This window comes from Falsiroseomonas algicola (assembly GCF_011040385.1).
GTDB lineage: Bacteria > Pseudomonadota > Alphaproteobacteria > Acetobacterales > Acetobacteraceae > Falsiroseomonas > Falsiroseomonas algicola.
The window spans coordinates 440409-452050 of sequence record NZ_JAAIKB010000005.1 but is presented as its reverse complement, the minus strand read 5'-3'; the positions used below and the strand labels follow the sequence as shown (position 1 = coordinate 452050).

At 69.0% G+C, this 11642-nt stretch carries 10 protein-coding genes; 6 read left to right on the top strand and 4 right to left on the bottom strand.

What is annotated here, in order from left to right; genetic code table 11:
• Nucleotides 1–70: 70 nt before the first annotated feature.
• The 4 genes from G3576_RS15580 to G3576_RS15565 all read right to left on the bottom strand — a co-directional run bounded on the left by G3576_RS15580 (nt 71) and on the right by G3576_RS15565 (nt 3127).
• Complete coding sequence (locus G3576_RS15580) at nt 71–361, bottom strand: hypothetical protein (RefSeq protein ID WP_164695325.1); 291 nt, start codon at nt 359–361, stop codon at nt 71–73.
• Between the two features lie 5 nt (nt 362–366).
• A complete protein-coding gene (locus G3576_RS15575) occupies nt 367–684 on the bottom strand; it encodes a hypothetical protein (RefSeq protein WP_164695324.1) in 318 nt (105 codons plus the stop codon).
• 90 nt (nt 685–774) lie between these two features.
• Nucleotides 775–2817 (bottom strand): sodium:solute symporter family protein, encoded by a 2043-nt coding sequence (locus G3576_RS15570; RefSeq protein WP_164695323.1) that lies wholly within the window; start codon nt 2815–2817, stop codon nt 775–777.
• A gap of 4 nt (nt 2818–2821) precedes the next feature.
• Nucleotides 2822–3127, bottom strand: coding sequence for a DUF4212 domain-containing protein (locus G3576_RS15565; RefSeq protein WP_164695322.1), 306 nt, complete (start codon nt 3125–3127; stop codon nt 2822–2824).
• Nucleotides 3128–3276: 149 nt separating this feature from the next.
• On the opposite strand from G3576_RS15565, the gene G3576_RS15560 reads away from it, so the two are divergent.
• The 6 genes from G3576_RS15560 to G3576_RS15535 all read left to right on the top strand — a co-directional run bounded on the left by G3576_RS15560 (nt 3277) and on the right by G3576_RS15535 (nt 11554).
• Nucleotides 3277–3888 carry a hypothetical protein gene (locus tag G3576_RS15560; RefSeq protein WP_164695321.1) on the top strand — a complete coding sequence of 204 codons (612 nt, stop codon included), beginning with the start codon at nt 3277–3279 and terminating at the stop codon, nt 3886–3888.
• Nucleotides 3889–4122: 234 nt separating this feature from the next.
• The gene (locus tag G3576_RS15555; protein WP_207622829.1) at nt 4123–5835 is read left to right on the top strand and encodes an MFS transporter; all 1713 of its coding nucleotides are present in this window, start codon (nt 4123–4125) and stop codon (nt 5833–5835) included.
• A 180-nt stretch (nt 5836–6015) separates the two neighbouring features.
• Entirely contained in the window at nt 6016–7920 is a 1905-nt protein-coding gene (locus G3576_RS15550) for a propionyl-CoA synthetase (RefSeq protein ID WP_164695320.1), read from the top strand.
• 2 nt (nt 7921–7922) lie between these two features.
• Nucleotides 7923–8729, top strand: coding sequence for an enoyl-CoA hydratase (locus G3576_RS15545; protein ID WP_164695319.1), 807 nt, complete (start codon nt 7923–7925; stop codon nt 8727–8729).
• A 14-nt stretch (nt 8730–8743) separates the two neighbouring features.
• Nucleotides 8744–10378, top strand: a complete 1635-nt coding sequence (locus tag G3576_RS15540) for an acyl-CoA synthetase (RefSeq protein ID WP_164695318.1) — start codon at nt 8744–8746, stop codon at nt 10376–10378.
• 3 nt (nt 10379–10381) lie between these two features.
• Nucleotides 10382–11554 (top strand): hypothetical protein, encoded by a 1173-nt coding sequence (locus G3576_RS15535; RefSeq protein WP_164695317.1) that lies wholly within the window; start codon nt 10382–10384, stop codon nt 11552–11554.
• The last annotated feature ends 88 nt before the right edge of the window (nt 11555–11642 follow it).

Sequence of the window (11642 nt, the reverse complement as noted above, 5' to 3'; positions counted from 1 at the left end):
GACCGCACTCGACCGCGGCGCCTCAACCCTTCAACGCCCTTGCATCGAAGGGGCCGTCCACACAGGTCACTCAGGCCAGGCCCAGCAGCAGCAGCACACCGGCGCCCCCCGCCCAGGCCATCATGGCCTGGGTGAGCGGGGCGCCGAGCCGTTCCAGGATCGCGGCCGGCAGCCCGGCCAGCAGCAGCGTGCCGGTCGAGACCATCAGGCTCGCCCCGTAGAAGACGATCTCATTGGTCGGCGGCAGCATCTCCGGCAGCCAGACCGGATGCAGCGCCATCATCACCGGCAGGGCCGGGCTGACCAGGCCGTTCATCAGGCAGAGCCCGACGACGGCGACGAAGAGGTTCTGCGGCGTCATGGCCCCTACCCCGCCCCGGGCGGCGTGATGCGCGGGCCGAGCCCGGCCGAGATCATCAGCACCCCAGCGACCAGCCGGATGCCGAACAGCCAGCAGGCCGCGACCAGCGGCAGGAACCGCGCCTCCACATAGGATGGCACGGCGCGCCGGGCCAGCCAGACCGCCCAGTCCGTCAGCAGCCGGAAGCCGCGCCAGATGTAGTTGGGGCTGTCATGCGGCACCATGACCTGCATCAGGAAGCGCCCGATGCAGGCCCAGGCGCTCAAGGCCAGGAGGTACATCGGGATCCAGAAGCCAAGGTGATCGGCGATGAAGGGCTGCATCGGCGGCGGCGATCCATGGTCTGCAAGCAGGAAGGGCGGCCGCGTCGCCGCGGCCGCCCCGGTTTCCGACCCCATCCGGGGTGGTCGTTGCTACTCGACGGCCTCGCGCCGGTCCACCAGGCGAACGCCGCCCTTCGGGATGCGGATGTCGTCGATGAAGTCCTGCATCGCCTGGCTCGGCGCCGTGGTGAACTTGGACACCGCCCAGATGGTGAGGAAGGAGAGCGGCACGCCGATGATGCCGCCCGAGATGTTGTTCAGCGTCCAGAGCCGCGCGACGGTGCGGCCGCGGAGCACGACGCTGTCCGTCGTCAGGATCAGCTGGCCGAACCAGGACAGTGCGCCATCCGTGATCTGGCCCGCATTCGCGACCAGCTGGGCGGCATAGGCCTTGAGCGCGGGGTCGGCCGCGGGCAGCGCCGCGGTCTGCCGCGCCGCGGCCAGGATCGCCTCCTTCGTTCCGAAGAGCTCGACGAAGGACAGGCCGTAGAACTCCGTCCAGATCAGGTAGCCGAAGGTGAAGGCGTAGCCCACGGCCATGCCCCAGCAGGCCGCGGCATTCGTCGTCCCCTTGTACCAGACGCCCATCACCAGCGCGGCGAAGAGCCCCGCGGCGGCGATGGAGAAGGCCCAGGCGACGAGGAACAGGATGTCGGCACCCATGTTGCCCGCCGTCCAGGCCGCCAGGATCGCCACCACGATCAGCAGGACGCGGGAGATGATGAGGCGCTTCGCCGTCGGGGCGTTGCGGTCGATCATCTTGTAGTAGACGTCATGGCTGAGCGCATTGGCCAGGGCCAGCAGCAGGCCGTCGGCGGTGGAGAGCGCGGCGGCCAGGCCGCCCGCGGCCACGAGGCCCGCGATCACATAGGGCAGGCCCGCGATCTCCGGCGTTGCCAGCACGACGACGTCGGGGTGGATGCGAAACTCGCCCCATTGCACGATACCGTCGCGGTTCACATCGACGATGTTGATCCAGGGCGTGCCGTAGGGCGACACGATCTGCCAGTTCCTGATCCACTCCGGCAGGGCCGCGATCGGCTGGCCGATCACGGTCTGGTAGATCTCGAGCTTCCCGAAGGCCGCATAGGCCGGCGCCGTGAAGTAGAGCAGGAAGATGAAGAACAGCGACCAGGCGACGGATTGCCGCGCCTCGCGCACCGACGGCGTCGTGAAGTAGCGCATCAGGATGTGCGGCAGCGCGGCGGTGCCGACCATCAGGCAGAAGACGAGGGCGAAGAAGTTGAAGGCCGCGGACCAGGAGAAGGCGCCATTCGCCCCGATGAAGGGCGCGGTGTGCCAGCCCGTGACGCCGGGCGGCGGCGTCATGCCCGCGGCGCGGAAGCCCTGCTCCAGCCCCTCGATCCGCTCCAGCGCGAAGCCGTACATCAGCTGCGGCAGGGGCACGCCCGTGACCTTGGCGGACATCAGCACGGCCGGGATCAGGTAGGCGATGATCAGGATGATGTACTGCGCCACCTGCGTCCAGGTGACGGCGCGCATGCCGCCCATCATGGAGCAGACCAGGATGCCGGCCAGGCCCAGGAACACCGCGACGGTGAAGGAGACGTCGAGGAAGCGCTGGGTGATGATACCGACGCCCACGATCTGCGCCACGACGTAGACGAAGCTCGCCGTCAGCAGGACGATGACGCCGATGGACCGCGCGACGTTGCCGCCGAAGCGGGCACCGAGGAAGTCCGGCACCGTGTACTGGCCGAACTTGCGCAGGTAGGGCGCCAGCAGGATGGCCACCAGCATGTAGCCGCCGGTCCAGCCCAGGATGAAGGCCAGGCCGCCATAGCCGAGCGCGTAGAGGCTGCCGGCCATGCCGATGAAGCTGGCCGCCGACATCCAGTCCGACCCCGTGGCCATGCCGTTGTAGAGGGCGGGGACGCGCCGACCGGCGACGTAGTATTCGGCCACGGCAGCGGTGCGGCTGATGATGCCGATATAGGCATAGACGCCGATGGTCAGGACGACGAAGAGATAGCCGATGACCCGGTCCGGCACGCCCATCTGCTCGAGGATCGCGAGCAGGACGACGAAGACGGCAAAGCCGCCGGTGTAGCCGGCATAGATCTTGCCGAGGCTGGCGATGAAGGGATCCTTCCCTCCGGTGCTGGCGGACATGCGGTCAGTCCTCCTGCACGCCGAATTCCTCGTCGATCTCGTTCTGGCGCTTGGCGAACCAGAAGAGGCCGACGACGAAGATGATCAGGCTGCCCTGGGCGGCGAAGTAGAAGCCCAGCGGGAAGCCCAGCACATGGATCGGGTTCAGCGCCGGGGCGAAGAAATGGATGCCGAAGCCGGCCACGAACCAGATGGCCAGCACCGTCCACATCAGCCCCGATGTCTTCTTCCAGTAGGCTGCCCCATTCACCTGATCCGTGGCGGCCACCCTGGCCCCCTGCGGATCCTTGACGTCCTCGACCAACGGCATCCCGCTTTCTCCCCATGCACCGCCGGCCTTTCCGGCGGCGTGAACTGCCCGGCACCCTGTCGGGTGGTGAATTATTGTTTATAACTGTCGCTATCACGTGTCCGCCATGTCATGCAACATCGTTGCGATGCCATGGGGAGGAGGGAGCGATGCTGTCTTGGCTGCGGGACCGTCTGCGCCCGTTACCGTCGCGCGAGCCGGGCGAGCTGGAGCGGTTCCTGGACCGCCAGGCAGCCTTCGTCGCGCAGAAGACGGTGATCGACTACTGCCGCGTTAAGGCGGGCCGGAATGAACGGCAGACCTTCGCCGACCCCGATTTCCGCGCGGCGCTCAACCATTGCCGCTGGCAGACCTTCGCGGCCGCAGCCGGGGATGTGACGGCACTGGCCGAGGCCTGGCTGCGGCCCCATGCGCCGGGCGCCGAGGCCGCCCTGGCCCGCGCCCTGGCCGCGATGGGCGGCCGAATCCTGGATGCCGCCGAAGCGCCGGCGGAGGAACGGCCGACCCTCGATGCCGCGCGGGATGGCCTGGGGAGGCGCCTCGCCCTGCTGCAGGAATCGCCGCCCGCCAGCGCCGACCGCCTGGCCCTGGAAGCCGAGTCCCCGCTGCTCGCCACCCTGCCCGTCCACCCCGACCAGCGCGTCGGCGAGACGCCGGCCATCCGGGGCGCGCTGCGCTTCCACATCGTCTCCACCCAGCAGGAGATGGAGCGCGCCTTCGACGCGCCAGGGTTGAGCCGCGAATTGCGCACCCACGCCTGAGGCGCAAAGTCATTGCGAAGCATCAAGTTACCAACTTTAAATATGTTACGCCCAATTTGGCATGAAGCCGAGTTCTGGACACGAATTAACCGCGCGGCGCGTTGATCGGTCCTTTCCATTCCTTAAGAAGGTCGCCATGCGCAGGGATCAAACCCTACGCGCGTCGCGCGCATGGCGCGTGGCACCGCAACAATGACTTGCGGGCGGGCCTGCCCGCGCAGGAAGGGATGGGGGATGTCTGCATCGCACGCCGCGGCCGGCGGGGCCGCGCGACCAATGTCGCAGGAGGAACGGAAGGTCATCCTGGCCTCCTCCCTCGGCACCGTCTTCGAATGGTACGACTTCTACCTCTACGGCTCGCTCGCCGCCGTCATCGGCGCGAACTTCTTCAGCCAGTTCCCGGAAACCACCCGCAACATCTTCGCCCTGCTGGCCTTCGCCGCGGGCTTCCTGGTGCGCCCCTTCGGCGCGCTGGTCTTCGGGCGGCTCGGTGACCTGGTCGGCCGGAAATACACCTTCCTCGTCACCATCCTGATCATGGGCTCCTCCACCTTCATCGTCGGCATCCTGCCGACGTCGGACACCATCGGCATCCTGGCGCCCATCATCCTGATCATCCTGCGCCTGCTGCAGGGCCTGGCGCTGGGCGGCGAGTATGGCGGTGCCGCGACCTATGTCGCCGAACACGCGCCCAATGGCCGCCGCGGCTTCTACACCAGCTTCATCCAGATCACGGCGACGGCGGGCCTCTTCCTCTCGCTGCTCGTCATCCTCTTCACCCAGCTCGCGGTCGGCGATGCCGCCTTCCGGGCCTGGGGCTGGCGCGTGCCCTTCCTGCTCTCCATCGCGCTGCTCGGCATTTCCGTCTGGATCCGGCTGCAGATGGAGGAAAGCCCCGCCTTCAAGAAGATGAAGGAGGAAGGCACGGGTTCGAAGGCGCCGATCAGCGAGGCCTTCGGCCAGTGGAAGAACGCCAAGATCGCGCTCTTCGCCCTGCTCGGCCTTGTCATGGGCCAGGCGGTGGTCTGGTACACCGGCCAGTTCTACGCGCTGTTCTTCATGGGCCAGGTGCTCAAGGTCGATGCCTTCACCACCAACATGCTCATCGCCTGGTCGCTGCTGCTGGGCTCCGGCGGCTTCGTCTTCTTCGGCTGGCTGTCCGACAAGGTCGGCCGCAAGCCGATCATCCTGGGCGGCTGCCTGATCGCGGCGCTGACCTACTTCCCGCTGTTCAAGCTGATGAGCGCGGAGGCCAACCCCGACCTGGCGCGGGCGCATTCCACCATCTCCGTCCAGGTGGTGGCGGATCCGGCCAGCTGCTCCTTCCAGTTCAACCCGACCGGCACGGCGCGCTTCACCCAGCCCTGCGACGTGGCCAAGGCGGCGCTCGCCCGCGCTTCCGTCAACTACACGGTCGAACAGGCGCCGGCGGGCGCCGTGGCCGCGGTGCGCATCCAGGGCGGCACGCCGATCCCGGCCGATTCGGCCAGCTTCGCGCGTGACCTCGGCGCGGCGCTGACGGCGGCGGGCTATCCGGCGGCCTCCAACCCCTCCGTCGTCAAGATGTCGAACCCCTTCGACATCTTCCGCGAACAGCCCGCCGTGCTGATCGGCATCCTGACGCTGCTCGTGATCTACGTGACGATGGTCTACGGCCCGATCGCGGCCGCGCTGGTGGAGCTGTTCCCGACGCGCATCCGCTACACCTCCATGTCGCTGCCCTACCACATCGGCAATGGCTGGTTCGGCGGGCTGCTGCCGGCGACGAGCTTCGCGATGATCGCGCAGACCGGCGACGTCTATTTCGGCCTCTGGTACCCCATCGTCATCGCGCTCGCGACCGTCGTCATCGGCCTCTTCTTCGTGCCGGAGACGAAGGACCGCGACATCTTCGCGACCAATGCCGATGGCTCCGCCAGCGGCGCGGATTACCGCACGGGCCGCTGATCCGGACGAAGGATCGGGCCGCAACGGCGTCGGGGGGCAACCCCCGGCGCCTTTTTCTTGCGCTGCGTCAATGGCCCCCGCGACCGCCCCGGGCATGGTTGCGCGGCGGGGTGCCCTGGCGGCACTCTGCGCGTCAATCAGGATCGGGACTCACCCGGCCAGGATGAGGGGACGGCAGCCATGGACGGCAGCACCGCGACCAGCCGCTACGACGAGGCCTACGGCGCCTGGCGCGCCGACCCCGAAGGCTTCTGGCGCGACGCCGCACGGGCGATCGACTGGGCCGTGCCGCCGACGCGGATCTTCGACGCCGCGGCCGGCGTCTATGGCCGCTGGTTTCCCGATGCCCGGCTGAACACCTGCCACAATGCGCTGGACCGGCACGTGGCGGCCGGCCGCGGCGCGCAGCCCGCGCTGATCTGGGACAGCCCCATCACCGGGCGAGCCGCCCGCTTCACCTATGCCGAGTTGCTCGACCGTGTCGCGAAAACCGCCGGCGCGCTGGCGGCGCGCGGCGTCGCGGCCGGCGACCGCGTCATCATCTACATGCCGATGGTCCCCGAAGCCGCCATCGCGATGCTGGCCTGCGCGCGGATCGGCGCCATTCATTCCGTCGTCTTCGGTGGCTTCGCGGCCGCGGAACTCTCGGCCCGCATCGCCGATGCGCAGCCCAAGGCGATCATCTCCGCCTCCTGCGGGCTGGAGCCGGGGCGGCTGGTGAAATACAAGCCGCTGCTCGACGCCGCCATCGCGCTGTCGCCGCACAAGCCGGATCACTGCCTGATCCTGCAGCGCCCCGAACACCCCTGCGAGCTGACGCCGGGGCGCGACGTCGATCTCCTGGAAGCGGAGGCCGCGGCCTCCCCCGCGCCCTGCACGGATGTCGCGGCGACGGATCCGCTCTACATCCTCTACACCTCCGGCACGACGGGGAAGCCCAAGGGCATCGTGCGCGACAATGGCGGCCACGCGGTGGCCCTCATGAACTCGATGTCCATGCTCTACGGGCTGAAGGCCGGGGACGTCATGTGGACGGCCAGCGATGTCGGCTGGGTCGTCGGCCATTCCTACATCGTCTATGCGCCCCTCCTCGCGGGCTGCACGACCGTGATGTACGAGGGCAAGCCCGTCGGGACGCCCGATGCCGGCGCCTTCTGGCGCGTCGCGGCCGAGCACCGGGTGAAGGTGCTCTTCACCGCCCCCACCGCCATCCGCGCCATCCGCAAGGAGGATCCGGAAGGCGCGCTGCTGGCGCGCTACGACCTCTCCGCGCTGGAAGCCCTGTTCCTGGCCGGTGAGCGCTGCGATCCGCCGACCGCCGAATGGTCCGCGGCCCTGCTCGGCAAACCCGTCATCGACCATTGGTGGCAGACCGAGACGGGTTGGAGCATCAGCGGCAATTTCCGCGGCTTCGGCCTCTTCCCGAACCGGCCGGGCTCCGGCGGCAAGCCGGCCCCCGGCTATGACCTGCGCGCGCTGGACGAGGCGGGGCAGGAGGTGCCGCGCGGGCAGATCGGCACGCTGGCGGTGAAGTTGCCGCTGCCGCCCTCCAACCTGCCGACGCTGTGGCACGCCGATGCGCGCTTCCGTGAAGCCTATCTCGAGGCCTTTCCGGGCTACTACAACACCTCCGATGCCGGGATGGTGGATGAGGATGGCTATGTCTGGGTCATGTCCCGCACGGACGACATCATCAATGTCGCGGGCCACCGCCTGTCCACCGGCGCGATGGAGGAGGTGCTGGCCGCCCACCCCGATGTCGCGGAATGCGCCGTGGTCGGGGTGAAGGATTCGCTGAAGGGCCAGGCGCCGCTCGGCCTGGTCGTGCTGAAGGCCGGGACGACGAAGCAGGAGCCCGAGATCGCGAAGGAACTCGTCGCCATGGTGCGCGACCGCATCGGCCCCGTCGCCGCCTTCCGGGAGGCGCGCGTGGTGCAGCGCCTGCCCAAGACCCGTTCCGGCAAGATCCTGCGCGCCACCATCCGCAAGATCGCGGATGCCGAAACCTATACCGTGCCCCCCACCATCGACGATCCGCTGATCCTGGACGAGATCGCCGATGTGCTGAAGCAGGCGGAGAAATAGCCATGCCGGACGGCACCACGCCCCCGCTGCTGCGGCAGGACAGCGCGGCGGGCATCACGCGCCTCACGCTGAACAAGCCGGAATCCCGCAACAGCCTGTCCTTCGCGATGATGGGCGCGGTGCTGGATGCGCTGCGCGCCATCGCGGAGGACGCTTCCGTGCGCGTCGTCGTGCTGGCCGCCGCCGGCCCCGTCTTCTGCGCCGGCCATGACCTGCGGGAGATCACCGCCCATCGCGCCGATCCCGATGGCGGCCGCGGTTTCTTCGACACCGCCATGACGCGCTGCGCGACGCTGATGCAGGCCATCGTCGCACTGCCCCAGCCCGTGATCGCGGAGGTCCAGGGCGTGGCGACGGCGGCGGGCTGCCAGCTGGTCGCGACCTGCGACCTGGCCGTGGCCTCCGACGCCGCCCGCTTCTGCACCCCTGGTGTCGATATCGGCCTGTTCTGCTCCACCCCCGCCGTCGCCCTCTCCCGCGCCGTGGCCGTCAAGCCCGCGATGGAGATGCTGCTGACCGGCGAGATGATCGGGGCGGAGGAGGCGCGGCGCATCGGCCTGGTGAACCGCGTCGTCCCGACCACCGACCTCACCGCCGCCACGGAAGCGCTCGCCGCCCGCATCGCGTCGCGCAGCGCGCATACGGTGCGCATCGGCAAGGCCGCCTTCCACCATCAGCGTGGGCTTCCGCTGGAGGACGCCTATGCCCATGCTGCCGCGGTGATGACCGAAAACCTGATGGCCGAGGATGCCGCCGAAGGCATCGGCGCCTTCCTCTCCAAGCGCCAGCCCGTCTGGCGCGATCGCTAGGACCGACAGACCCCATGGCCGCTGCCGATTTCGATGCCCTGCCCCGCGTCCCCGCCAACCATCAGCCGCTGACGCCGCTGCTGTTTCTGGAGCGCGCCGCCGCCGTCTTCCCGCGCCACACCGCGGTCGTCCACGGCGCGGTTCGGCGCAGCTATGCGGAGCTTCGCGCGCGCTGCGTGAAGCTGGCCGACGCACTGCGCCAGCACGGCATCGGGCGCGGTGACACCGTGGCCGCGCTGCTGCCCAACATCCCCGAGATGCTGGAATGCCATTACGGCGTGCCGATGACGGGCGGCGTGCTGAACACGCTGAACACGCGGCTCGATGCCGGAACCATCGCCTATTGCCTCGACCATGGGGAGGCGAAGGTCGTCGTGGTGGACCGCGAATTCGTCCCCCTGCTGCGCCTGGCGCTGACGCAATGCCAGGCCAAGCCGCTGGTGATCGAGGTCGATGACCCGGAGGCCTCCAACGCCGCCCGCGCCAACCGCCTCGATGGCGCCACCGGCTATGAGGATTTCATCGCCGGCGGCGATGAGGGCTTCGCCTGGCCGATGCCGGGCGATGAATGGGATGCCATCAGCCTCAACTACACCTCTGGCACCACGGGCCGGCCGAAGGGCGTCGTCTATCACCATCGCGGCGCGCAGCTGCTGGCCGTCGGCAACGTGCTCTCCGCCGGCATGGGCAAGCATCCCGTCTATCTCTGGACGCTGCCGATGTTCCATTGCAACGGCTGGTGCTTCCCCTGGACCGTCACGGCGCAGGCCGGCACGCATGTCTGCCTGCGCGCCGTGCGCGGCAATGCGATGTGGGATCTGATGTCGAAGGAGGGCGTGACGCATATGTGCGGCGCGCCCATCGTCATGGCGACGCTGCTGGGCACGCCCGAGGCGGAGAAGAAGCCCCTGCCCCACCAGGTGCAGTTCGTCGTCGCCGGCGCGCCGCCGCCCGCCGCCGTGCTGGCCGCGATGAAGGAAGCGGGCTTCGCCGTCTGCCACGTCTATGGCCTGACCGAATGCTACGGCCCCTCCGTGGTCAATGAGTGGAACAGCGACTGGGACGTCCAGCCCGCCGCCGAGCAGGCCGCGCTGATGTCCCGCCAGGGCGTGCGCTACATCGCCCTCGAAGGCCTCTGCGTCATGGACCCGGAGACGATGGCACGCGTGCCCGCCGATGGCACCTCCATGGGCGAGGTGATGATGCAGGGCAATGTCGTGATGAAGGGCTATCTCAAGGACGCCGAAGCCACGGCGAAAGCCTTCGCCGGCGGCTGGTTCCACACCGGCGACCTCGCCGTCACCTACCCCGATGGCTACATCCAGCTGAAGGACCGCTCGAAGGACATCATCATCTCGGGCGGCGAGAACATCTCCTCCATCGAGGTCGAGGACGCGCTCTACAAGCACCCCGCCGTGGCCGTCGCCGCCGTGGTCGCGCGGCCGGACGAGAAATGGGGCGAGACGCCCTGCGCCTTCATCGAACTCAAGCCCGGCTCCACCGCCACTGCGGAAGACCTGATCGCGCACTGCAAGACCATCCTGGCGGGCTACAAGGTGCCGCGCCACGTGGTCTTCGCCGAACTGCCCAAGACCAGCACGGGCAAGATCCAGAAGCATGTGCTGCGCGCCCAGGCCAAGGGCGGCTGAGGGGTGGAGCGAACGGCCCGCCTCATCCTCTGCGCCGGCCAGTACGGCAGTGCCTCCACCTGGCTCTACAACGCGGTGCATGCGCTGGCGGAGGCGGAATGGGGGCCGATCCACCGCCAATTCGCCGACAGCCCGGACCAGTTGCCGGAGGATGTCGCCCCTGACCTGCCGATGATCCTGAAGAGCCACGCACCCAGCATTGGCATGCGCTGGCTCCTGGCCCGCACCAGTGGACGCGTCATCCTGTCCATCCGTGAACCGCGCGACGCGGTCGCCTCCCTGCTCGGGCGTTTCCAGCTGGACTACGGGCTGGCCTCCCGGCGCGTGCAGAAATCGGCGGAGACGCTGCCGCGCCTGCTGCAGGGCTTCCCCTGCCTCCTGCTCCGCTACGAGGACGGCTTCTTCCGCGATCAGGCAACGCTCGGCCGGATCGCGGCCTTCCTGGGCCTCGCTCCCTCGCCCGCGTTGCTCCGGTCCGTCTTCGATGCCCTGACGCCGGACGCGGTCCGCGCGCGGATCGACGACATGCTGGCGCAAGGCCGCTTCGGCCCCAACCCGACCACCCATTCGCATGACGGCGTGACGCATTGGCACCCCGGCCATGTCGGGGATGGGCAGCCCGGCAAGTTCGCGTCGATCCTCACGCCCGGCCAGCAGGGGGACGTCGCCCGGCGGACGCGCAACTTCCAGCGCGCCTTCGACTATCCGATCCCGGGCCCGCCCCCGATCAGGCCGGGCAGCATGCTGCCACTCGAAGCCTGGGGTCCGGGCCTCGCCCTGCTCGACAGCGGCTTCGGCGTCCCGGACGAAGATGGCGCCTGGACCGAAGGGGAGGAAGCCTGGCTCGATCTACCGATGGAAGCCGGTCCGGAACGCCGGGTGCTTCTGGACCTCGAACTGCCAAGGCCCGTTCGCCCCAAGCGCCCGGTCGTGAACCCGATGCGGTGGAGCCTGTGGCAGGAGGGCATCGAGGAGGCGCCGCTGATCGATTGGACCGAGGCGGCAGCCACCCCCCTTCGCCAGGTGGCGGAAGCGCGCCTCCCCGCCATGGCCGCGCCGGGCACCTGTCGTGTCGCCTTCCGGTTCCAGGACCTCGCCCCCGCCCATATCGCCGGAGTCGCGAAGTCGCGGCAGACCCTGGGGCTGCGGCTCCGCGCCATCGGCCTGTCGCCCTGAGCGGCCGCAAAACGTTCCTTGCAGCCGCCGCCCCGGCACCCCATCCTCCTGGCTGTCCCGCAACAACCGAAAGGAGGTGATCCAGTGT